Genomic DNA, 21,623 nt, shown 5'->3' on the forward strand with positions numbered 1-21,623 from the left:
TGTGTTCATACTGTTCGCGGTCGACGCGGCCCCGGCCGCCCCCGACGGTCGTAGGGTGAGACCGACGACGGCGTTGCGAGGAGGACACGGTGCGGCGGATCCGCGGGTGGAGCATCGCCGCGAAGCTGTTCGCGCTGCAGCTCGCGGTGATCGTCGTCCTCGCCGGGATCGCCGTCGCCCTGATCTGGGCCGACGCGCGCGCCGATGTCGAACGCGATGCCGCGTCGACGACGATGGCGGTCGCGCAGACCATCGCGAACGATCCGTTCGTGGTCGCCGCGGTGCAGGGCGACGACCCGTCGGCCGACCTGCAGCCGTATGCCGTCGACGTCATGCGCGAGGCGCGGATCGACTTCGTGACGATCATGGCGCCCGATCGCGTGCGCTTCACCCACCCGGACCCCGCCGAGATCGGCCGGGCGTACCTCGGCAACATCGACCGCGCGCTGGGCGGCGAGCCGTTCAGCGAGACGTACACGGGGACCCTCGGGCCGTCGGTGCGCTCGGTGGTGCCGATCGAGGATGCCGCGGGCGAGGTCGTCGCGCTCGTCGCCGCGGGCATCACGGTGTCCACCACGCAGGTGGCGCTCGGCGCGAGGATCGCGACGGTCGTGATCGCGGCGGGGGTGATGATCGCGCTCGGCGCGCTCGGCGCGTGGCTGCTCAGCCGCTACCTGCGGCGGGTCACGTGGGGGCGCGGCGCCGAGGAGATGAGCCGCATGTTCGCGTACTACGAGGGCGTGCTGCACTCGATCGGCGAGGGGCTCGTGCTGCAGGACGACCGGAACCGCGTCGTGCTCGCGAACGACCGTGCGGTCGAGCTGCTGGGACTGCCGAAGCCCGCCGGACGGGACGCCGCGCCCGCCAACCTCGAGGCGCTCGACCTCGCGCCCGCGGTCGCCGAGGTGCTCGCCCGCGACGACGCCGTCGTCGACGAGATCGTGATCACGCCCACCCACGTGCTCGTCGTCGACCGCGACGTCATCGTCTCCCGAGAGCGCCCGGGCGACCGCGGCGCACGCCGCGTGGGCACCGTCACGACGCTCCGCGACCACACCCGCCTGCAGGAGCTCACCGGCGAACTCGCCACGATGACGACGCTCTCCGATGCGCTGCGGTCGCAGGCCCACGAGTTCGCCAACCGCCTGCACACGATCATCGCGCTCATCGAGCTCGGTCGCACCGAGGAGGCCGTCGAGCTGGCCTCGAGCGAGCTCGCGCTCAGCCAGGCCCTCGCCGACCGGCTGCTCTCCGCCGTCGAGGAGCCGGTGCTCCTGGCCCTGCTCCTCGGCAAGGCGGCGCAGGCCGGCGAGCGCGGCATCCGCTTCGACGTCGACCTGCCCGAACGGCTCGCCGCCACGGGCATCGACCCGCGCGAGACCATCACGATCGTCGGGAACCTCATCGACAACGCGCTCGACGCCGCGGCGACGACACCCGCACCCGCGGTCGACGTCGCGATCGACGCGCGCGACGGATGCCTCGTGGTGGCCGTCGCCGACAGCGGTCCCGGGCCGGCCGCGGGCGCCCGGGTGTTCGACCTCGGCGTCACGACCAAGCAGGCCACCGCCGGAGGCGGCGACCACGGGCACGGCATCGGCCTCGCCCTCGTGCGCCAATCCGTGGCGCGACTCGGCGGTGCACTGGAGGTCGACGGGTCGCGGTTCGAGGTGACGCTGCCGCTCCCCGCGGCGGCGGCGACGGTGCACTCGGAGTCCGCCGATGCCTGACGCGCCGATCCGCGTGCTCGTGGTCGAGGACGAGCCGCTCACCGCCGAGGCGCACGCGGCGTACGTGGGGCGCCTCGCCGGCTTCGAGGTCGCCGGGGTCGCGCACACGGGCGCCGAGGCGGTGCGCACCCTGCGCGACGCGCGGGCTGCCGACGGGCGGGTGGCCGGGGTCGACCTGATCCTGCTCGACGTGAACCTGCCCGACACGACCGGAATCGAGCTGTGCCGCTCGCTCCGTGCGGCCGGCATCGAGATCGACGTCATCGCGGTGACGGCGGTGCGGGATGCCGCAGTGGTCCGCTCCGCCGTGTCGCTCGGCGTCGTCCAGTACCTCATCAAGCCCTTCGCCTTCGCGGCGTTCGCCGAGAAGCTCGGCGCGTACCGCGACTACCGGTCGCGCGTGCACGGTGCCGGAGTGACCGACCAGCAGGAGGTCGACGCGTCGTTCGCCGCGCTCCGCACCTCATCGGGCGGCGACCTGCCGAAGGGGCTCACGCGCGAGACGCTCGACCGGGTCCGAACGGCGATCCGGGACGCGCCGGGCGACGCCGGCGTCTCGGCCGGCGAACTCGCCGCCGCCCTGGACCTCTCGCGCGTGACCGCGCGGCGCTACCTCGAGCACCTCGCGGACACCGGGGCGGTCGAGCGCGCGAACCGCTACGGCGCGCCGGGCAGACCGGAGGTGGAATACCGTCGCCGGCATGCCGACGATCGGCCCGTCCGTCATCCGCTCGGTTGACTCCGGGACGACCCGGGCGTCGCGCCGCGTCGCGCTCGGTAGACTGCACGGACACCACGCACCCGTGACCGGCCCTCCGCCGGGTCCGTCGACAGGAGCCGTCCGTGATCCACACCGCGCTGATCCCCTGGCTGGATCCCGAGAACATCATCGGCGCGGCCGGCCCGTGGGCGTTGCTCGTGGTCTGCTTCATCGTCTTCGCCGAGACGGGCCTGCTCGTCGGCTTCCTGCTGCCGGGCGACACGCTGCTCATCATCTCCGGCCTGCTCGCGCACTCGACGCCGGCACTGCCGAACGGCGTCTTCGGGGTCGCCGCGTGGGTCGTCGCGCTGCTCATCGGGCTCGCGGCGTTCGTCGGCGGCGAGGTCGGCTACGAGATCGGCCATCGCGGCGGGCCGAGGGTGTTCGAACGCAAGGAGAGCGGCGTCTTCAGCGTCAAGAACGTCGAGCGCACCAACGCCTTCTTCGAGCGCTTCGGCGGCCTCACGATCATCCTCGCCCGCTTCGTGCCGATCGTCCGCACGTTCGCGCCCGTCGCCGCCGGCGTGGGCCACATGCAGCGCGGCCGGTACACGCTCTACAACTTCATCGGCGCCGTGATCTGGGGCTTCGGCCTCACGATGTTCGGCTACCTCATCGGCTTCATCCCGCCCGTGGCCTTCCTCGTGCGCGAGTACATCGACGTGATCCTGCTCGTGGCCGTCGGCGGCACGGCGCTCGTGACCGCCTGGCACTACTTCCGCGAGCGGGCCAAGGCCCGCCGCGCCGAGCAGGCCGGTGAAGACGTCGTCACCGATGAGGACGAGGCCGAGGAGCTCGTCCTCGACCCCGACGTGTTCGACCGTCCGCCGCACTTCGACGGCGACCACGACGGCCGCGGCCACCCGGGCCACGGCGACGAGCGACCGCCCGCCGAGCGCTGACCGCGAACGGATGCCGCGTGGCATCCGCTCGCCTCACGCGTGGAGCTGCGGCTCCCGTCCGGCGCGTCCCTCGGGCTCGAGCTGGAACGTCGAGTGGGCGACGTCGAAGTGGTCGCTGAGGCAGCCGCCGAGCTCGTCGAGCAGCGCGCCGACGCGTCCCTCGGCGAACACCGCCGGCTCGACCTCGACGTGGGCGCTGAAGACGTGGGCGCCGGTCGTGATCGCCCAGACGTGCACGTCGTGCACCGCGACCACGCCGGGCGTGCCGAGCAGGTGGTCGCGGATCTCCGCGACGTCCGTCTCGGCCGGCGCCGACTGGCTCAGCACCCGCATGACGTCGCGGAGCAGCATGAGCGCCCGCGGCAGGATCAGGGCGGCGATGAGGAGCGACGCGATCGGGTCGGCCGCATCCCAGCCGGTGGTGACGATGACCACGGCGGCGACGATGACGAGCGCCGAGCCGAGCGTGTCGCCGAGCACCTCGAGGTAGGCGCCGCGCAGGTTGATCGAGTCCTTCGCGCCGCCGCGCAGCACGAACAGGGCCACGAGGTTCGCCACGAGGCCGGCGATCGCGACCGCGAGCATGGGCCCGCCGGCGACCTCGTGCGCCTCGCCCTCGCCGCCCGCGAGCAGCCGCCCGATCGCGCCGGCCGTCACGGCGACCGCGACGACGACGAGGATCACGCCGTTCGCGAGCGCGCCGAACACCTCGAACCGGCGGAACCCGTAGGTCTGGCGGTCGGTCGCCGGACGCGCCGCGACGACGGCCGCACCGAGCGCCAAGGCGAGCCCGAGCAGGTCGCCGGCCATGTGCCCCGCGTCGGCGAGCAGCGCCAGCGAACCGCTGAGCAGGCCGCCGATCACCTGCACGACGAGGAACACGCCGATGATCCCGATCGCCACGCCGAGCCGGGTGCGGTTCGCGGCGTGTGCGGCGTGCGAGTGATCGTGCGTGTGGGCCATGGTCCTTCCAGCGTAGGCGCGGATGACGCGCCCCGGCGCTGATGGGAATGAGAGCCGTTCTCGGGCGGCGCTCCCCCGCGTCAGTCGCGGCGCGCGGCCGCGATCCGCTCGAGCTCGGGCAGCAGCGCCGCGAACGCGCGGGCGCGGTGGCTGTGCCGGTTCTTCACCTCGGGCGCGAGCTCCGCGGCCGACACGTCGAAGCCGTCGGGCACGAAGATCGGGTCGTAGCCGAAGCCGTTGACCCCGGCGCGCTCGGTGGCGATCCGGCCCGGCCACGTGCCGACGGCGGCGAACTCGTAAGGCGCCCCGCCCGCGGCATCCGGAACCACGAGCCCGATCGTGCAGTGGAAGTGCGCCGTGCGGTGCGGGTCGCGGATGTCGGACAGCTGCGCCAGGAGCAGTTCGAGGTTGGCCTCGGCGCCGCGACCCGGTCCGGCCCAGCGCGCCGAGAAGATGCCCGGCGCCCCGCCCATCACGTCGACCGCGATGCCCGAGTCGTCGGCCAGCGCGATGCGCCCGGTGTGGGATGCCGCGGCCCGCGCCTTGATGAAGGCGTTGTCGTCGAACGACGTGCCGTCCTCGACGGGCTCCGGCCCGTCGTAGGGCAGGACGGTCACGCCCGGCACGTGCTCGCCGAGGATGTGCTGGAACTCCTCGATCTTGTGGGCGTTGTGGGTGGCGAGGACGATCTCGAGCGGCTGCGGCATCCGTTCGCCCCCGGTCACTCGCCCCGGCCCGGCAGGGCCGCGTCGAGGGCGTGCCGCTGGGCGGCGGCGAGGTCGGCGGTGCCGGCGAGTGCGAGGTCGAGCAGGGCGTCGAGTTCGCGGCGGTCGAACGGCGCGCCCTCGGCGGTGCCCTGCACCTCGACGAACAGCCCGCGCCCGGTCGCGACGACGTTCATGTCGGTCTCGGCGCGCACGTCCTCGACGTAGGCGAGGTCGAGCATCGGGGTGCCGTCGATGATGCCGACCGACACGGCGGCGACCGTGTCGATGAGCGGGGTCGCCTTCTGCGCGATGAACCGCTTGCCGCGGGCCCACTCGATGGCATCGGCGAGGGCCACGTAGGCGCCCGTGATCGCGGCGGTGCGCGTGCCGCCGTCGGCCTGCAGCACGTCGCAGTCGATCTGGATGGTGTTCTCGCCGAGCGCCTTCGTGTCGACGACCGCGCGGAGGCTTCGGCCGATCAGTCGGCTGATCTCGTGCGTGCGCCCGCCGATGCGGCCCTTGACCGATTCGCGGTCGTTGCGGGTGTTCGTCGACCGGGGCAGCATCGCGTACTCCGCGGTGACCCAGCCCGTGCCCTTGCCGGTCATCCAGCGGGGCACGCCGTTGGTGAAGCTCGCGGTGCAGAGCACCTTGGTCTGCCCGAACGAGATGAGGGCGCTGCCCTCGGCGTGGGCGCTCCAGCCGCGCTCGATGACGACCTCGCGGAGGGCGTCGGGCGTGCGGCCGTCGGCGCGCACCAGGTCGGGGTGGGAGTGCTCGGTCACGTGGTTCTCCTGTCGGTGACGGATGCGGTGTGGCCGGCCGGACCGCGGTCGCGGAGGCCGGGAAGGGTGAGGGCGCCCGTCTGCACGAGCTCGACGCTCGAGATGTCGGGGCCGATGAGTCGGTGCGCGAGGTCGAGGAAGGCGGCGCTCGACCCGCCGGTCGCCTCGAAGCGGTGCACGGGCGGGGTCGGAGCGCGACGTTCGAGACCCTGCGAGACGAGCACGCGGTAGACGTCGTTGGCGGTCTCGACGTCGCTCGAGACGAGCGAGACGCCGTCGCCCATGACGTACGAGATCGCACCCTTGAGGAACGGGTAGTGCGTGCAGCCGAGCACCACGGTGTCGACATCGGCCGAGCGGAGCGGCGCGAGGTACTCCTCGGCGACGGCGAGCACCTCGGGCCCGGTCGTGACCCCCGCCTCGACGAACTCGACGAACCGCGGGCAGGCGGCCGAGGTCAGCTCGAGGTGCGGCGCCGCGGCGAACGCGTCGTCGTAGGCGCGCGACTGGATCGTGCCGGCGGTGCCGATGACGCCGACTCGGCCCGTGCGGGTCGCGGCGACCGCGCGCCGCACCGCGGGCTGGATCACTTCGACCACGGGCACGTCGTACCGTTCCCGCGCATCGCGCAGCATGGCCGACGACGCGGTGTTGCACGCGATCACGAGCATCTTCACGCCTTGCGCGACGAGGTCGTCGAGCACCGCGAGCGCGTACCGGCGCACGTCGGCGATGGGCTTCGGCCCGTACGGCGAGTGCTCGAGGTCGCCGACGTAGAGGATCGCCTCGTTCGGGAGCTGGTCGCGAACGGCGCGGGCCACGGTGAGTCCGCCGACGCCCGAGTCGAAGATCCCGATTGGTGCGTCCGTCACGGGTACCCAGCCTAGATGAGCGGATGCCGCGGCTGCCCGCCGGCCCGCGTGACGCGCATCGCCGCCCCGCGGCATCCGCACGCCCCGGGGCTAGGCTGGGCGCGTGACGACCGGGTCTGCTGCGCTGTTCACCGACCGCTACGAGCTGACGATGGTGGATGCCGCGCTGCTCGACGGCACCGCCCACCGCGAGAGCCTGTTCGAGGCGTTCGCGCGCCGACTGCCGGAGGGACGCCGCTACGGCGTGGTCGCCGGCACCGGGCGGCTGCTCGAGCTCATCGAGCGGTTCCGCTTCGGCGACGAGGAGCTCGACTTCCTTCGCGAGCAGCACGTGGTGCGCGACGAGACGCTCGACTGGCTTGCCGACTACCGGTTCAGCGGCGACATCTGGGGCTACCGCGAGGGCGAGGCGTACTTTCCCGGCTCGCCGCTCCTGACGATCCGCGCGTCGTTCGCCGAAGCCGTCATGCTCGAGACCGTCGTGCTGTCGGTGCTGAACTACGACTCGTCGGTCGCGAGCGCCGCCGCGCGCATGGTGTCGGTCGCGCTCGGTCGACCGATCGCCGAGATGGGGTCGCGGCGAACCAACGAGGGCTCGGCGATCGCCGCCGCGCGCGCCGCCTACATCGCCGGCTTCGACGCCACGAGCAACCTGGAGGCCGGCCGCAGCTGGGGCATCCCGACGATGGGCACCGCGGCGCACGCGTTCACGCTCCTGCACGACAGCGAGGAGGCGGCGTTCCGCGCCCAGGTCGAGGCCCTGGGCCCCGGCACCACGCTCCTCGTCGACACGTACGACATCGAGCGGGGCGTCGAGACGGCGATCCGGGTCGCGGGCACCGAGCTCGGCGCGGTGCGCATCGACTCGGGCGACCTGCCGACCGTGGTCGCGGCGGTGCGCGAGCAGCTCGACTCGCTCGGCGCCGTGCGGACCCGCATCACCGTCACGAGCGACTTGGACGAGTACACGATCGCGGCCCTCTCGGGGGCACCGGTCGACGCGTACGGGGTGGGCACGTCGGTCGTGACCGGGTCCGGCTTCCCGGCGGCCGGCATGGTGTTCAAGCTCGTCGCCCGGCGCGGCGACGACGGCGAATGGGTCGACGTCGCGAAGGCGTCGACGAACAAGCTCAGCATCGGCGGGCGCAAGAACGCCGCCCGTCGACTCGATCGCACGCGCACGGCGCGCGAGGAGCTCGTCTTCGTCGGCGACGGACCCGAGGGCGAGGCGGAGTTCGCCGACGATGACTCGCTGCGGCCGCTCATGGTGCCGCTCATGCGCGAGGGTCGAGCGGATGCCGCGTACACGGGCCACGCGGGCGTGCAGGCCGCACGCGCCCACCGGGCCGAGGTCATGCAGGAGCTGCCCATCGAGGCGTTCCGGCTCGGCCGCGGCGAGGCGGTCATCCCCACCTCGTACCGCTGAGGCCCGCGGGCTCCCCGCCGGCGCACGGCGAGCGGGTCAGCCCTGCTTCAGCCGCTCGTAGATCTCCTTGCACGTCGGGCAGACCGGGAACTTCTCCGGATCGCGGCCCGGCGTCCACTTCTTGCCGCAGAGCGCCTTGACGGGCTTGCCGGTGAGCGCCGACTCGAGGATCTGGTCCTTCTTCACGTAGTGCGAGAACCGCTCGTGGTCGCCGGGTTCGATGGCCTCCTCTTCGAGGAGCTTCTCGAGTTCGCGGTCGAGCACCGTAGTGCCGCCGCCGGGTGCGTCGGGGTCGGCGATGCTCGCCTGCACGGGACGGATCATGCGCTCGATTCTACGCGCGACTCAGGCGCGGACGGCGGCCTGGAGGATCTCGGGGGCGCGGCGGTTGAACACGCGGCCGCCGACGAGGACGCCGAGCACGAGCACGATGAGTCCGAGGCCGACGCCCGATGCGAGCGACGCCGCATGCCAGGCGGGGTCGAGGAAGATCCCGAGGCCGGCGAACACGATCGCGGGCGCCGCGACCAGCACGGTGCCGAGCATCGTGACGGACTGCACGAGGGCGGTGACGGTGCCGCTGGACTGCGGCTGCTGGAACGGGCTGTCACCCGGCTTCACGACCGGGTACGGCAGCGCCGCGGACGTGATCGAGCCGATGCCGAGCCCGGCGAGCAGGAGCGCGGTGCTGACGCCGAGCAGCGACGGCAGGAGCCGCCAGTCGTTGATGACGAACACGGTCACCGCGCTGCCGAGGCCGATCACGAGGACGCCGGAGATGAGCACGGGCACGAGGCGGCCGATGCGGTCGGCCACGCCGCGAACCCCGGAGGCCACGTGGAGCCAGACGGCGGTGCTGTCGTACGCGGTGTCGTTGTGCAGGCTCCAGCCGAGCAGCAGGCAGATGAGCGGCACGGGGATCAGCCCGAGGTAGGTGGCGGGCACGCCGGCGATGGCCAGCGGGACGATCACGAGCAGCGGGGTGACCGGCACCATGACGAGCGCCACCCAGTAGCGGGCGTCGCGGAACCAGTAGGTGATGCTGCGCGCGGCGATGGCGCCCGTGGCGCCGTGCGGCATCCGGCCGAACCACCCCAGCCCGTGGTAGGACCGCGGCGCGGCCTCGCGGCCGGGGGTCACGAGCATGTGGGCGACCAGTCGCTCCCACGCGCGCCAGGCGAGCCACACCGTCGCCGCCGCGATGACGAGCTTCAGGATGGCCGGACCCCACTCGCCCGCCGCGGCGTCGCCGGGCACGGCGAAGGCCGCGCCCAGCGGGGTCCACGACAGGATGCCGCCGATCGCCGCGAGCGCGCTCCGGCCGGAGGAGGCCCAGTCGACCGTCGCGAGCGCGACGACGACGGGCGCGGCCATCACGACGAGCAGCACGCCGATGACGCCGCCCACCTCGCGCGCGCGGCGCGTCTCGAGGAGGAGTCCGCCGAGCCCGGCCGTCAGGCGCGCCGCGAGCAGGCACGTCGCGAAGGCGAGGGCGGCCGCGATGATCGCGAGCAGCGTCTCGGGGATCCCGCGGGACCAGGTCACCACCGTGCCGAGGAGGGCGATGGCGAGCGCGAACGCGGGCACCCCGACGGTCGCGGCGATCGCGAGCCCCAGCGCGAGCGTGCGGTCGGGCAGGCCGAAGAGCGCGAACCGGCGCGGGTCCATCGTGTCGTCGACGCCGAAGACGAGCGGCACGAGCAGGAATCCGACGACGACGGCCGAGCCCGCGACCACGAGCACGTCGCGCACGAGGGTCACGTCATCGCTGCCGCGGAGCCCGGACAGCAGGAGGAACACGACGATGGCGGCGCCGAGTCCGTAGACGAGGCCCACCGTGATGCCGACGACCTGCCAGGCGCTGCGTCGGAAGATGTTCCGCAGCAGCCGGAGCTTCAGTCGGAGAAACTGTGCAACCATTCCAGCCCCTCCGCTGCCTTGCGTCCGCCGGCGAGCTCGACGAAGCGGTCCTCGAGGGTCTGCCCCTGGCGCACCTCGTCGAGCGGTCCGGATGCGAGCACCCGACCGCCGACGATGATCGCCGCCGAGTCGCAGACGCGCTCGATGAGGTCCATGCTGTGGCTCGACAGCAGGACCGTGCCGCCGCCTGCCACGTAGCGCTCGAGGATGTCGGTGAGGTTCGCCGCCGAGACGGGATCGACGGACTCGAACGGCTCGTCGAGCACGAGCAGCCGCGGCGAGTGGATCATGGCGCAGGCCAAGGCGATCTTCTTCGTCATGCCGGCGGAGTAGTCGGCGACGAGACGGTCGAGGGCGTCCTCGAGGCCGAACGCGGTCGCGAGGTCGGCGCTGCGGTCGAGCACGGTCGCGTGGTCGAGTCCGCGCAGCGAGCCGGAGTAGTAGAGGAGCTCGGAACCGGTCAGGCGATCGAAGAGGCGGAGCCGGTCGGGCAGCACGCCCGTCGCGCGCTTGGCCGCACGCGGGTCCTTCCACACGTCGATGTCGTTGATGTGCACCGTGCCGGCGTCCGGCCGGAGCAGGCCCGTGACCATCGAGAGCGTGGTGGTCTTGCCGGCGCCGTTCGGCCCGACGATGCCGTAGAACGACCCGGCGCGCACCTCGAGGCTGATCGCGTCGACGGCGGTGGTGTCGCCGTAGCGCTTCACGAGTCCGTCGATCGCGAGGACGCGCGACGCGGCCTCCGGAGCCGGACGGGCCACCCGCAGGGTGCGCTTCTTGCGCGGAGCGGGCTTCGACGAGCCGACCGGGATCACGGCGACGCCGCGCTCGTCGCCCACGGCACGGGCGTCGTCGTCGACCTCCGACGGCGCCTCGACGGGCTCGGCCACCGGCTCCTCCGCCACCGGCTCCTCGACCACCGGCTCGGCTGCCGCGGGCTCCTCGGCCAGGGACTCCTCGGCGACCGACCTGCCGGCCTCGGGCTCCTCGACGACGACGTCCTCAGCGGGCGCCTCGGCGACCGGCTCCTCGACGACGACGACCTCAGCGGGCGCCTCGACGACCGGCGCCTCCTCCGCCACGGGCGCCGGATCGGCCTTCGCCGGCGCGACCGAGTCATCGGAACGGCGCGGCGGGCGCTCGGCCTCGGTGGTGTCGGTGGTCATCGCGGCAGCCACGCGCTGGCGGGCGACGGCCTTCTTCCGTGCGTCCGCCGCGCGTTCCTTCGCCTGGGCGAGCGAGACGGAGGGCGTCCGGGCGTTCTTCGCGGCGGCCGTGCGCTTCGCTGCGGCCGACGACGACGCCGACCGCGATGCGGCGCTGCGCTTCGACGCGGCGGCCTCGGTCGGTTCCTCGGGCGAGGCGTCGACCGCCTCGGGCTCGACCTCGGCGGGCACGGCCGTCGATCGCGACGATGGCTTGCGGGCCGCGGGCTTGCGGGCTGCGGGCTTGCGGGCCGCCGTGGTCTTCGCCGCGGCGGACGCGGGCGCCGCCGCCGACGTCGCGGCGTCACCGGGAGCCGCGGAGGCGGCCTCGGTCGCGTCGGAGTCCGCGGGACCAGCCTCCACGGGCGCCGGTGCCTTGGCCGCGGTCGTGTTCGATCGGCGGGCGGCCGGCTTGCGGGCGGGCTTCGGCGCGGCGTCGGCGCCGCTCGGGTCATCCGCCTTCGGGGCGTCATCCGCCTTCGCCGCGGTCGTCTTCGTGCTCGCCGACTTCGCGGTGCTCGTCTTCGCTCCCGACTTTGCGCCTGCCGGCTTCGACGTCGTCGACGCCTTCGTGCGGGCCGACGACGACCGCGCCGCCGACGACCTCGGCTTGGCTGCGGGCTTCGCCTTCACGGGACGCGCCGGGCTCGCCGCGGCATCCGTGGTCTCGGGCGCGACGGACGCCCCCCGATCGGCGGACACCCCCGTGCCGGTGCCTTCGGGAGTCTCGTCGTCAGGGCCTGATCGCGAAACGGAAGTCACCACGACAACCTACCAAGTCGCGTCGTCCCCGCCTCCGAATCCCCTGCACGCCGCGCCGGGTTTCGGGCCATGAAACTGGGCAACCGCTGGGCGTCACATCACGAAACCGCCACGACGGGCGCAAGGGGTAGGGCTCGAACAGTCCGACCCGGTATCCTGAGGATCGGCATAACGGCGTGTCCACCCAACAACTTCCGGATGAACTCCTGGCGAACTCGTCGTGACACGGCGCGCCGCTTCATCCGACCGATGAAGGAGATGCAGTGACCACCCAGATCGTGATCCTCGCAGCCGGCATGGGGAGCCGGCTCGGGCGAAGCCTCCCCAAGCCGCTCACCGAGCTCAGCGACGGCCGCACGATCATGCGCCAGCAGTTCGACAACATCGAGCACGCGTTCGGTCGGAACGCCGCGGTGACCATCGTCGTCGGCTACAAGCTCGAGCACATCATCGAGGCGTTCCCGCAGGCGTCCTTCGTCTACAACGAGGAGTACGACCAGACGAACACCTCGAAGTCGCTCATGCGCGCGCTGCAGGCATCGCAGCCCGGCGGCGTGCTCTGGATGAACGGCGACGTCGTCTTCGACCCGCGCATCCTCGACCGGGCGCTGCCGTTCATCGCGCGCGACCAGTCGTTCGTCACCGTGAACACCGCGAAGGTGTCCGACGAAGAGGTGAAGTACACCACGAGCGCCGAGGGCTACATCAAGGAACTCTCCAAGACCGTCAAGGGCGGGCTCGGCGAGGCCGTGGGCATCAACTACATCTCCAGCCGCGACAAGGCGACGCTGCTCGCCCACCTCCAGCGCGTCGGCGACCAGGACTACTTCGAGCGCGGCATCGAGCTCGCGATCGAGCAGAACGGCATGCTCGTCGAGCCGATGGACGTCTCCGACCTCTACGCGGTCGAGATCGACTTCGCCGAGGACCTCGAGCGGGCCAACCACTTCGTGTGACCTGCGCCCCACCGACAGCGTGAGAAGCGGATGCCACGTGGCATCCGCTTCTCGCATGTCGGGGCCCGCCCGCGCGGTTCGGGAGCCGTGCGCGGGGCCTCTACGATGAGAGCCATGAGCTACGCCGACTCGCATCCGTTCTCGCGGACGCGGTGGTCGGAGTACCGTCACTCGCTCTGGTTGCTGACCACGCGCGACCTGAAGGTGCGGTACACCACGTCGGCGCTCGGCTACCTGTGGTCGATCCTCGACCCGCTGGTGATGGCGGCGATCTACTGGTTCGTCTTCACCCAGGTCTTCCAGCGACTGGTCGGCACCGAGCCGTACATCGTGTTCCTGCTGGCCGGCCTCCTGCCCTGGATGTGGTTCAACGGCGCCGTGTCCGACTCGACGCGGGCGTTCCTGAAGGACGCCAAGCTCGTGCGGTCGACCAAGCTGCCGCGGACCATCTGGGTCAACCGCATCGTGCTCTCGAAGGGCATCGAGTTCGTGCTCGCCCTGCCCGTGCTGGCGCTGTTCGCGATCTTCGGCGGCGCCCGGGTCGGCTGGGAACTCGCGTACTTCCCGCTCGCGATCGTGCTGCAGGCGGCGCTCACCGCCGGCATCGGCATGATCGTCGCCCCGCTCGTGGTGTTCTTCCGCGACCTCGAGCGTGCGACGAAGCTCGTGCTGCGGTTCCTCTTCTACGCCTCCCCCATCATCTACGGCATCTCGAACCTGCCCGAGCCGCTCCACTTCTGGGCCGCGTTCAACCCGCTCACGGGCATCTTCAGCCTCTACCGGGCGGGCTTCTTCCCCGGTGAGCTCGACTGGTTCGCCGTGGGCGTCGCGGCGGCCATGTCGGCGGCGTTCCTCGCCGTCGGACTCTGGGTGTTCCGCAACGCCGAGCGTCAGGTGCTGAAGGAGATCTGATGACCGACGCCGCCATCCGCACCATCGACCTCGGCATCCGCTTCCGCCGCAACCGCCGGGGCCGGCGCACCTTCAAGGACCTCTTCTCCCGCAGCCGTCGGAAGATCCGGCCGGACGAGTTCTGGCCGCTCCGCGGACTCAGCGTCGACGTGCTGCCCGGCGAGGCGATCGGCGTGGTCGGCCGCAACGGCCAGGGCAAGTCGACGCTCCTGAAGCTCGTCGCGGGCGTGCTGATCCCCGACGAGGGCGAGGTCGTCGTCAACGGCGGGGTGGCCCCCCTCATCGAGATCACGGGCGGATTCGTCGACGACCTCACGGTGCGCGACAACGTCTACCTCACCGCCGGGCTCCACGGCATGAACCGGGCGCAGATCGACGCGAAGTTCGACGAGATCATCGACTTCGCCGAGATCGCCGACTTCCTCGACACCCCGTACAAGCACCTGTCCAGCGGCATGAAGGTCCGCGTGGCCTTCGCCGTGGTGTCCCAGCTCGACGAGCCGATCCTCCTCGTCGACGAGGTCCTCGCCGTCGGCGACAAGGCGTTCCGCGAGAAGTGCTACCGGCGCATCGAGGAACTCCTCGAGAGCGGCCGCACGCTGTTCTTCGTCTCGCACAACGAACGCGACCTGCGCCGCTTCTGCACGCGCGGACTGTACCTCGACAAGGGCCGCCTGGTGCTCGACGCGGGCATAGACGAGGTCATCGACCGGTACAACGCCGACTACGGCGCACGCTGACCGGCATCGTCAAGCCCTGCGATCCTGCGGCGGGTTCCCACGATGGCGTCCTAGGATGCTCGCCATGTCCGACCGAGTGCACCGCATCACCTCGATGGGTCCCGGCGCCCCGCGTGAGGCGGGCACCGAGGTGCCCGACGACCCCGCCTTCGCGAGCGCGGGGCACCAGCAGCCGGATGCCGCGAACCGGGCCGAGGGGCTCGAGCGCGGGCTCGACCGGCTCATCTCGATCCAGCGGCCCGTGGTGCTCGCGCACCTGCGCACCATCCGGCGCAACCACCCGCACGCGACGCCCGACGAGATCGTGCGCATCCTGGAGCGCCGCTACCTCACCGCGGTGACGACGGGCGGTGCCGCCGTCGGCGCGACCGCCGTGGTGCCGGGCATCGGCACGGGCGTCACGCTCGCGCTCTCGGGGGTCGAGACCGCCGCATTCCTCGAGGCGACGGCGCTGTTCGCGCAGTCGGTGGCCGAGGTGCACGGCCTGCACGTCGAGAACCCCGACCGCGCGCGCGCGCTCGTCATGACCCTCATGATGGGCCGCGAGGGCGTCGACCTGGTCAAGCAGTTCGCCGCCCGGGCCGTCGGCGGCGGCGTGAGCCGGGACGCCTACTGGGGCGAGATCATCACGAGCAGCCTGCCCAAGGCCGTGATGGGCCAGGTCGTCGACCGGCTGCGACGGAAGTTCATCAAGCAGTTCGCGGTCCGCGGGGGCGCCGGCATCATCGGCCGCGCCATCCCGTTCGGCATCGGCGCGGCCATCGGCGGCGTGGGCAACCACGTGCTCGGCCGGCGCGTGCTCCAGCACGCCCGGCTCGCGTTCGGCGCGGCGCCCGCGATACTTCCCGTGGAACTCGAGCCGCGGGATGCCGGCGTCTCGGCCGTCACGCGGACGGCGCGACGCGGGGCGTCCATCGGGGCGGCCGTGGCCGGGGTGACGAGTCGCGGCATCCGCTCGGCCGGACGTGCCATCGGCCGGCGCCGGCACGACGACGAGCAGTCGGAGGTCGAGGGCCGCGCACCGGCGCCGGCACCCGACGGGCCCGAGGCCGGAGCCGACCGCTAGTCGACGTCGATCTCGTCGGACCGCTCGGCGACCTCGCCCTCCGCGTCGTGCTCCTCGATCTCCGGGTCGTCGGCGTGCAGCGCCGCGAAGCGCTCCCACTCGGCCATGAGTCGGTCGACCGCCGCATGGAATCGCGCGGTCGTCGCGCCCGGCGTCGTGTCGCCGAAGTACCGCTCGACCCAGAACCCCAGCCGCTGGAGCGCCGCCTCGTCGTGCGCCACCTCGTCGACGCGCGCCGCCATCGCCTCGCCGTCGGCGGCGTCGAGCCACTCGCACGCCGACAGGTAGCCGCCCGTGTCGATCTGCGCCTCGGGATTGACCGGTCGCGTGACGAGCAGCGGCCGACCCGCGGCGAGACGGTCGTAGACCATCGCCGAGATGTCGACGATCGCGACATCCGCCGCGGCGAGCTGCCACCCGAGGGCCGGGCCGTCGTCGAAGACGTGCTGCGCGGTCGGGTCGGCCGCGTTCGCCGCGCCGATCGCCTGGATGATGGCCCGGTTGGCGGCGCCGTACTCGTGGTCGACGACTCCCGACCGCGGGTGCGGACGGTAGATCACCCGGTGACGACCCGTCGCGAGCAGGCTCGTCACGAGCGCGACGCCGTGCGAGGCGATCGACCCGTACGCCGCCGCTCCCCGGTCGCCCTCCCAGGTGGGCGCGTACAGCACCACCTCGCGGTCGTCGGGCGTGTACGGCAGCGGCGAGCCGTCGAGGTAGTGGTCGGCCTGCGGTCGGCCGATCGGGATCGCGCGCTTGTCGAAGTCGTAGTCCCAGAGGACCTTCTCGAGGCGGGTGCGGGCGGCATCCCCCGCGATCAGCGCGTAGTCGTACGCCTTGAACTGGTTCGTGGTCATGTACATCTTGTCGGACTCGCCGTGGTTGATGAACACGTGCCAACGGCGCCCGTACCGCATCATCTGGAAGTTCTTGGCGTTCTGGTTGACGTAGAACACCAGGTGGAGGTCCTGGTCGTGGATGACCTGTTCGAGGTCGGCGACGCGGCGCACGTACGCGACGGGCAGCGGCGACTCCTCGAGGAGCTGGAGCGCTGCGCCGGAGGCCCGGCTGAGGATGAGCACCGGGTGCCGCTCGGCGAGCCGGGCGAGCGGCTGGTACCACTGGCGCAGCTGGTAGAGGTTGACCTTGCCGTCGGCGAAGTAGACGCCGATCCGGTACCGGTGCGGTTCGAGCGGCGGTCGGGCGGCGAGTTCCCGTGCCAGCCGTCGCTGCGCGCTCCGCGAGCGAACGACGTTCTGGACGAGTTTCACGGCACGACGCGCATCAGTCCTCAAACCCACCGTCCAAGGGTAGCCGCCGCTCGCGGGCCTCACACGACGGGCGGTCTCCCGGCCAGCGTCATCCGCCACACGGTGCGCCACGACATGGGGCGCCGCTGCCCCGGGTCCTCGCGCCATCCCGCTCGCCACCCGGCGAACCAGGCCGAGAGGGCCTTCGGATGCCGCGCCCACCGCAGCACCTGGATGGCCGTCCACGATCCGACGTAGAGCGGCACGAGCACCGCGGGCAGGTTGCGGCGCGCGAGCCACACCCGGTTCCGTGCATTGAGGCGGTAGTAGTACGCGTGTCGCGCCGGATCGATCACCGGATGCGCGGCCTCGAGGTCGCCCGCGTACCACGCGCGTCGGCCCGAGTCCCAGACGCGCCACGCCAGCTCGATGCCCTCGTGCGCGTAGAAGAACGGGTCGGCCCAGCCGCCGGTCGCGTCGAACGCCGAGCGCGGCGTGAGCACCGCGCCCTCCCAGCAGGAGAAGACGTTGCTCGAGTGCGCCGGATCGCCCTTGCGGATCCGCGGGATCCACCGGCGGGGGGCGGTGCTTCCCGTCGGGTCGACGACGCGGGGCTGCACGAGGCCCACGTCGGGATGCTCGGCCAGGAGGCGGCATCCGTCGGCGAAAAACGTCGGGCTCGGCAGGAACGCGTCGTCGTCGAGGAAGAACAGCACCTCGCCCGCGACGTGCGGGACACCGCGGTTGCGTCCGGCCGGGATGCCGAGGTTCTCGGGCAGGTGCACGGTGCGCACCTCGTCCGGCAGCCGCGGGTCGGCGGTCGCGGGGTCCCACCCGTTGCCGACGCACACGACGTCGACCGCGACGCCCGCCTGGTCGAGCACGCTCCGGATGCCGCGCGCGAGCTCGACCGGGCGCCGCCCCTGCGTGAGGACGACGACGCCGACGCGCGGCACCGCCGAGAGGTCAGGCCCGGACACGGCGGGACGCCATGATCGCGACGAAGTGACCGAGGAGCGCGAGCGTCGCGAGCGGCAGCAGCGCGAGGACCACGATGCGATCGACCTCGGGCTGGCCGGCGACCAGGCCGACGAGCGCCGCCGCCAGCGCGATCAGCGTGAGCTCGACCGAGTGGTAGAGCCGGTGGAACGGGAGGAAGCGTGCGGCGCGGCGGAGCTTCGCGATGAGCCCGCCCCGGGGCGCGGTCTCGCCGTGGGTGTCGGCGAGCTTCGGCAGCCCGGCGTTCGCCCGGGCCACGTGCACCATGTCGTTCAGCGCCTTGTTCAGCACGATGACGAGCGCGAGGAGCGCGCCGACCGTGGTCCACAGGAAGTCGGCCGGGAACTCGAGCGGATACGCGGCGGCGCGGATGCCGAGCGCGATCGGGATCAGCGCCTCGGTCGAGTAGTGGCCGACCTTGTCGAGGAACACCCCGGCGGGCGACCGCGTGCCGCGCCAGCGGGCGACCTCGCCGTCGCAGCAGTCGACGAGCATCTGCAACTGGCCGAGCAGGACCGCGAGGAGCGCACCCCACACGCCCGGGATGAGCAGCGCCGCCGCGGTCGACCAGCCGACGAGGATCATGAGCCCCGTCACCCCGTTCGCCGAGATGCGCGTGCGCAGCAGGAGCCAGGTGAGGTAGGGCGAGAGGTCGCGGAGGTACAGCGACGCCGTCCAGTGCTCCGCGTTGCGGCGGTTGCGCACCTCGGGCGGCTGCGTGACCGCGCGCAGCTCGGCGATGCTCGTCGGCCGCCCGCGGCCCGGCGAAGTCTCCGTCATGCTCACCTTCCCGTGTGGCTCGCGATGTTGCTCGTGAGCGAGAGGTAGCCGAGCACGAAGCCCGTTCCCCACGACACGTGGATGCACGGCAGCACCACGAGGAACCAACCGAACACCCCGGCGCCGCGGCCGCGAGCGTACGCGAGCGCCGCGAGCAGCACGAAGAGCAGGTACACGCCCGGCACGGCGAAGCCGAGGAGCAGCCACGGGGTCGCGCCCACCGCGAGCTGCACGAGGCCGCCGATCCCGAGCAGGGTTCCGACGACGACGCCGACCACCATCAGGGGCGGCACGAAGTAGCGGATGCCGTTGTCGGCGGGGAAGCGGCGCGCGAGCTCGCCACGCCACAGGCCCGTCGAGAGCATCTGCCGGGCGAGCCGCTCCACCGTGGAACGGGGACGATAGGTGACGGCGAGCTCCGGGGTGAACCAGACGGTTCCGCCGGTGTCGCGCAGGCGCCGGTTCAACTCCCAGTCCTGCCCGCGCTTGATGGTCTCGTCGAACAGGCCCACGCGTTCGAGGGCGCTGCGCCGGAAGACGCCGAGGTAGACGGTGTCGGCCGGGCCCTCCTGGCCGCCGACGTGGAACGCGGCCCCGCCGAGGCCGACGGGGGTCGTGTAGGCGAGCGCGACCGCGCGCTCGAACGACGTCTCGCCGCGGGCGTCCATGATGCCGCCGACGTTGTCGGCGCCGGTGCGGACGAGGGTCTCGACGGCGATGCGCGTGTACTCGGCGGGCAGCATCGAGTGCGAGTCCACCCGGACCACCACCGGGTGAGCGGCCGCGCGGATGCCGATGTTGAGGCCGGCGGGCGTGGACCCGACCGCGTTCTCGAGCACGCGCACGCGGGCGTCGCGCTCGGCGAGGTCGGCGACGAGTTCGTTCGTGCCGTCGATCGACGGGCCCAGTGCGATGAGCACCTCGACCGGCCCGTCGTAGTCCTGCTCGAGGATCGACGCGACGGCCGCGCGCACATGGGAGGCGTCGTTCAACACGGGCATGACGTAGGAGACGCCGATCGGCGGCGACAGCTCCGCCGGATGGTGCTGCTCGGGCATGGTCCTCACTCGTGCACTGGGTCGATCGAGCCTAGCAGCAGGGGGTGCGCCGACCGGGACGCGACGGGGCCCGGACCGCATGCGGTCCGGGCCCCGTCCGAAGGGACGACGACGCGATCAGCCCTCGAAGGTGCCGAGCGTCACGGTGACCGTGCTCGACTCGCCGTCGCGCGTGTACGTCAGCTCGGCATCGGCGCCGCCGGGGAGCGCCCGGACCTGCGCGGTGAGGTCGGTCTGGTCGGTGATGGGGATGCCGTTCAGCGCCGTGACGACATCGCCCGCCTCGAGTCCCGCCGCCTCGGCCGCACCGCCCGGCGTGACCTCGGAGATGAGCGCGCCCACGGTCGAGCCCTCCCCCGCCGCCTGCGCGGACGTGACGGTCGCGCCGAGGAGGCCGTGCGTGGCCGCACCGTTCTCGATGATCTCGTTCGCCACGCGCTCGGCGAGGTTCGACGGGACGGCGAAGCCCACCCCGATGTTCCCGGCCTCGCCCGACGAGCCGCCCGCCGAGAGGATCGCGACGTTGACGCCGATCAGCCGACCCTCGGAGTCGAGGAGCGCACCGCCGGAATTGCCCGGGTTGATCGCGGCATCCGTCTGGATCACCGGGATCGAGATGAGGCCGCTGCCCTGCGACTGCCCCTGCTGGCCGGGCACGTCGAAGTTCCAGAAGTCGAACGGGCTCTCGCCCTGCTCGCCCTCGCCCTGGCCGCCGTCGTCGGGCGTCTCGGGCGCCGCGGCGGACTGCACGTCGATGCTGCGGTTCAGCGCGCTCACGATGCCGTTGGTCACCGTGCCGGACAGGCCGAGCGGTGCGCCGATCGCGATCGCGGTGTCGCCGACGTTGAGCTCGTCGGAGTCGGCGAACTCGATCGGGCTGAGGCCGGACGCGTCGACGAGCTTGATCACGGCGAGGTCGCTCAGCGGGTCTGTGCCGACGAGCTCGGCCGAGTACAGCCGGCCGTCGTCGGTGCGCACCTGGATGCTCGGGTCGCCCGTGGCGCCGTCGAGCGTCACCACGTGGGTGTTCGTGAGCACGTAGCCGTCCTCGGAGAGGATCACGCCGGATCCCGTGCCCTGGCCCTGGCCGCCGGACACCGCGATGGTGACGACGCTCGGGCTCGCCGCTGCGGCGACCGCCGAGATCTGGTTCACCGACTCCGTGTCGTTGATGACGATCCGCTCGCCCGTGCTCGACTGGAGCACGGTGTCGTCGCCGTCGTCGTTCATGAGCGCGGTGATGCCCGCGCCGGACGCGCCGCCGATGAGCGCGGCCGCGACGACCGCGGCGGCGATGCCGAACCCGGCCCGGCGCTTCTGCGGGCCCTCGGGGGCAGCGGATGCGGCGGGCGCCGGTCCGCCGAACGCGGGCGGCACGGAGCCGCCGCCGTCGTCCGGGCGGCCCGCGGCGGGCGCGGCGTGGGGCGCGGAGGCGGCGGTCGCGGCGGCCGCAGCGCCGGTGAGCGGGGTCGTGGGGGCGGTCTCCCCCGGCGCGGGCGCGGTCGCCGGCTCGTGCCGGTACTGCGGCGCCACGTACGGCTGCGGCGCCTGGCCCGGAGCGTAGACCGTGCCGGTGGGGCGCGGTGCCTCGGGCTCGGGCGCGGCGGACGGCGCCGGAGCGGTGGGCTCCGGAGACGCCGCGGGGGTCTCGGGCGCCGACTCCGGCTGGGCCGGCGCGGCGGAGGATGCGGGCGTCGCGGGGGCCGCGGGCGTCGCGGCCCGCGCCTCGTCCTGCGGGCGGGTGTCCGGGTCGTGCTCGTGCCCGCCGGGGGTGGTGTCGGTCATGTGTCGCTCCCTTCAGCGAATGCCAGCATCGCCCGTGGATCTGTG

The 21,623-nt window shown here is 72.7% G+C and carries 21 protein-coding genes; 9 read left to right on the plus strand and 12 right to left on the minus strand.

Translation table 11 applies throughout. From position 1 onward, the window contains the following. Positions 1 to 89 precede the first annotated feature (89 nt). The 3 genes from M1L56_RS05630 to M1L56_RS05640 all read left to right on the plus strand — a co-directional run bounded on the left by M1L56_RS05630 (position 90) and on the right by M1L56_RS05640 (position 3,392). Positions 90 to 1,730 (plus strand): ATP-binding protein, encoded by a 1,641-nt coding sequence (locus tag M1L56_RS05630; protein ID WP_248598499.1) that lies wholly within the window; start codon positions 90 to 92, stop codon positions 1,728 to 1,730. Then, positions 1,723 to 2,469 carry a response regulator gene (locus M1L56_RS05635; RefSeq protein WP_248598500.1) on the plus strand — a complete coding sequence of 249 codons (747 nt, stop codon included), beginning with the start codon at positions 1,723 to 1,725 and terminating at the stop codon, positions 2,467 to 2,469. The genes M1L56_RS05630 and M1L56_RS05635 overlap by 8 nt, the downstream gene beginning before the upstream one ends. A 104-nt stretch (positions 2,470 to 2,573) precedes the next feature. Then, on the plus strand, positions 2,574 to 3,392 hold the full coding sequence (locus M1L56_RS05640; RefSeq protein ID WP_374256020.1) for a DedA family protein: 819 nt from the start codon (positions 2,574 to 2,576) through the stop codon (positions 3,390 to 3,392). A gap of 33 nt (positions 3,393 to 3,425) precedes the next feature. On the opposite strand, the gene M1L56_RS05645 is transcribed toward M1L56_RS05640, so the two are convergent. The 4 genes from M1L56_RS05645 to murI form a co-directional block, all read right to left on the minus strand. Continuing rightward, positions 3,426 to 4,355, minus strand: coding sequence for a cation diffusion facilitator family transporter (locus M1L56_RS05645; RefSeq protein ID WP_248598501.1), 930 nt, complete (start codon positions 4,353 to 4,355; stop codon positions 3,426 to 3,428). An 80-nt stretch (positions 4,356 to 4,435) separates the two neighbouring features. Continuing rightward, positions 4,436 to 5,062 carry an RdgB/HAM1 family non-canonical purine NTP pyrophosphatase gene (gene rdgB, locus M1L56_RS05650; protein WP_248598502.1) on the minus strand — a complete coding sequence of 209 codons (627 nt, stop codon included), beginning with the start codon at positions 5,060 to 5,062 and terminating at the stop codon, positions 4,436 to 4,438. A gap of 14 nt (positions 5,063 to 5,076) precedes the next feature. Then, a complete protein-coding gene (gene rph, locus M1L56_RS05655) occupies positions 5,077 to 5,847 on the minus strand; it encodes a ribonuclease PH (protein ID WP_067950073.1) in 771 nt (256 codons plus the stop codon). Continuing rightward, positions 5,844 to 6,719: a glutamate racemase gene (gene murI / locus M1L56_RS05660; RefSeq protein WP_067950075.1), complete on the minus strand. Its 876-nt coding sequence runs from the start codon at positions 6,717 to 6,719 to the stop codon at positions 5,844 to 5,846. Before murI ends, rph begins: the two co-directional genes overlap by 4 nt. 103 nt (positions 6,720 to 6,822) lie before the next feature. Between murI and M1L56_RS05665 the strand changes: the two genes are divergently transcribed. Beyond that, complete coding sequence (locus M1L56_RS05665; RefSeq protein ID WP_308198818.1) at positions 6,823 to 8,145, plus strand: nicotinate phosphoribosyltransferase; 1,323 nt, start codon at positions 6,823 to 6,825, stop codon at positions 8,143 to 8,145. A gap of 36 nt (positions 8,146 to 8,181) precedes the next feature. Here the strand turns inward: M1L56_RS05665 and M1L56_RS05670 are convergent, their stop codons facing one another. The 3 genes from M1L56_RS05670 to M1L56_RS05680 are packed head-to-tail and all read right to left on the minus strand — an operon-like array spanning position 8,182 to position 11,633. Then, positions 8,182 to 8,469 carry a DUF3039 domain-containing protein gene (locus tag M1L56_RS05670; RefSeq protein ID WP_067950077.1) on the minus strand — a complete coding sequence of 96 codons (288 nt, stop codon included), beginning with the start codon at positions 8,467 to 8,469 and terminating at the stop codon, positions 8,182 to 8,184. 21 nt (positions 8,470 to 8,490) lie between these two features. Continuing rightward, a complete protein-coding gene (locus M1L56_RS05675; protein ID WP_248598503.1) occupies positions 8,491 to 10,065 on the minus strand; it encodes a hypothetical protein in 1,575 nt (524 codons plus the stop codon). Further along, complete coding sequence (locus tag M1L56_RS05680) at positions 10,041 to 11,633, minus strand: ABC transporter ATP-binding protein (RefSeq protein WP_248598504.1); 1,593 nt, start codon at positions 11,631 to 11,633, stop codon at positions 10,041 to 10,043. The genes M1L56_RS05675 and M1L56_RS05680 overlap by 25 nt, the downstream gene beginning before the upstream one ends. 13 nt (positions 11,634 to 11,646) lie before the next feature. On the opposite strand from M1L56_RS05680, the gene M1L56_RS05685 reads away from it, so the two are divergent. The 5 genes from M1L56_RS05685 to M1L56_RS05705 all read left to right on the plus strand — a co-directional run bounded on the left by M1L56_RS05685 (position 11,647) and on the right by M1L56_RS05705 (position 15,706). Then, positions 11,647 to 12,105, plus strand: coding sequence for a hypothetical protein (locus M1L56_RS05685; RefSeq protein WP_248598505.1), 459 nt, complete (start codon positions 11,647 to 11,649; stop codon positions 12,103 to 12,105). Positions 12,106 to 12,295: 190 nt separating this feature from the next. Beyond that, on the plus strand, positions 12,296 to 12,988 hold the full coding sequence (locus M1L56_RS05690; protein ID WP_067950079.1) for an NTP transferase domain-containing protein: 693 nt from the start codon (positions 12,296 to 12,298) through the stop codon (positions 12,986 to 12,988). A gap of 114 nt (positions 12,989 to 13,102) precedes the next feature. Then, the gene (locus M1L56_RS05695) at positions 13,103 to 13,900 is read left to right on the plus strand and encodes an ABC transporter permease (RefSeq protein ID WP_067950081.1); all 798 of its coding nucleotides are present in this window, start codon (positions 13,103 to 13,105) and stop codon (positions 13,898 to 13,900) included. After that, positions 13,900 to 14,640 (plus strand): ABC transporter ATP-binding protein, encoded by a 741-nt coding sequence (locus M1L56_RS05700; protein WP_248598506.1) that lies wholly within the window; start codon positions 13,900 to 13,902, stop codon positions 14,638 to 14,640. The genes M1L56_RS05695 and M1L56_RS05700 overlap by 1 nt, the downstream gene beginning before the upstream one ends. 64 nt (positions 14,641 to 14,704) lie before the next feature. Next, positions 14,705 to 15,706: a hypothetical protein gene (locus M1L56_RS05705; protein ID WP_248598507.1), complete on the plus strand. Its 1,002-nt coding sequence runs from the start codon at positions 14,705 to 14,707 to the stop codon at positions 15,704 to 15,706. Here the strand turns inward: M1L56_RS05705 and M1L56_RS05710 are convergent. From M1L56_RS05710 to M1L56_RS05730, 5 genes are all read right to left on the minus strand, one after another. Beyond that, positions 15,703 to 17,007, minus strand: coding sequence for a hypothetical protein (locus tag M1L56_RS05710; protein ID WP_067950087.1), 1,305 nt, complete (start codon positions 17,005 to 17,007; stop codon positions 15,703 to 15,705). The genes M1L56_RS05705 and M1L56_RS05710 overlap by 4 nt on opposite strands. Before the next feature lie 29 nt (positions 17,008 to 17,036). Further along, positions 17,037 to 17,936, minus strand: coding sequence for a glycosyltransferase (locus M1L56_RS05715; protein WP_248598508.1), 900 nt, complete (start codon positions 17,934 to 17,936; stop codon positions 17,037 to 17,039). Then, the gene (locus M1L56_RS05720; RefSeq protein WP_067950091.1) at positions 17,923 to 18,735 is read right to left on the minus strand and encodes a CDP-alcohol phosphatidyltransferase family protein; all 813 of its coding nucleotides are present in this window, start codon (positions 18,733 to 18,735) and stop codon (positions 17,923 to 17,925) included. The genes M1L56_RS05715 and M1L56_RS05720 overlap by 14 nt, the downstream gene beginning before the upstream one ends. A 2-nt stretch (positions 18,736 to 18,737) precedes the next feature. Then, positions 18,738 to 19,793, minus strand: a complete 1,056-nt coding sequence (locus M1L56_RS05725; RefSeq protein ID WP_067950093.1) for a glycosyltransferase family 2 protein — start codon at positions 19,791 to 19,793, stop codon at positions 18,738 to 18,740. A gap of 117 nt (positions 19,794 to 19,910) precedes the next feature. After that, positions 19,911 to 21,578, minus strand: a complete 1,668-nt coding sequence (locus M1L56_RS05730; RefSeq protein WP_248598509.1) for a S1C family serine protease — start codon at positions 21,576 to 21,578, stop codon at positions 19,911 to 19,913. Positions 21,579 to 21,623: the final 45 nt, after the last annotated feature.

The organism is Agromyces sp. C10 (assembly GCF_023217995.1).
Classification (GTDB): Bacteria; Actinomycetota; Actinomycetes; order Actinomycetales; family Microbacteriaceae; genus Agromyces; species Agromyces indicus.

Excerpts from the sequence above, each read along its gene's own strand:
- M1L56_RS05635 (WP_248598500.1), top strand. The coding sequence starts at position 1,723 with ATGCCTGACGCGCCGATCCGCGTGCTCGTGGTCGAGGACGAGCCGCTC.
- M1L56_RS05645 (WP_248598501.1), bottom strand. The coding sequence starts at position 4,355 with ATGGCCCACACGCACGATCACTCGCACGCCGCACACGCCGCGAACCGC.
- rdgB (WP_248598502.1), bottom strand. The coding sequence starts at position 5,062 with ATGCCGCAGCCGCTCGAGATCGTCCTCGCCACCCACAACGCCCACAAG.
- M1L56_RS05670 (WP_067950077.1), bottom strand. The coding sequence starts at position 8,469 with ATGATCCGTCCCGTGCAGGCGAGCATCGCCGACCCCGACGCACCCGGC.
- M1L56_RS05675 (WP_248598503.1), bottom strand. The coding sequence starts at position 10,065 with ATGGTTGCACAGTTTCTCCGACTGAAGCTCCGGCTGCTGCGGAACATC.
- M1L56_RS05695 (WP_067950081.1), top strand. The coding sequence starts at position 13,103 with ATGAGCTACGCCGACTCGCATCCGTTCTCGCGGACGCGGTGGTCGGAG.
- M1L56_RS05700 (WP_248598506.1), top strand. The coding sequence starts at position 13,900 with ATGACCGACGCCGCCATCCGCACCATCGACCTCGGCATCCGCTTCCGC.
- M1L56_RS05705 (WP_248598507.1), top strand. The coding sequence starts at position 14,705 with ATGTCCGACCGAGTGCACCGCATCACCTCGATGGGTCCCGGCGCCCCG.
- M1L56_RS05720 (WP_067950091.1), bottom strand. The coding sequence starts at position 18,735 with ATGACGGAGACTTCGCCGGGCCGCGGGCGGCCGACGAGCATCGCCGAG.
- M1L56_RS05725 (WP_067950093.1), bottom strand. The coding sequence starts at position 19,793 with ATGCCCGAGCAGCACCATCCGGCGGAGCTGTCGCCGCCGATCGGCGTC.
- M1L56_RS05730 (WP_248598509.1), bottom strand. The coding sequence starts at position 21,578 with ATGACCGACACCACCCCCGGCGGGCACGAGCACGACCCGGACACCCGC.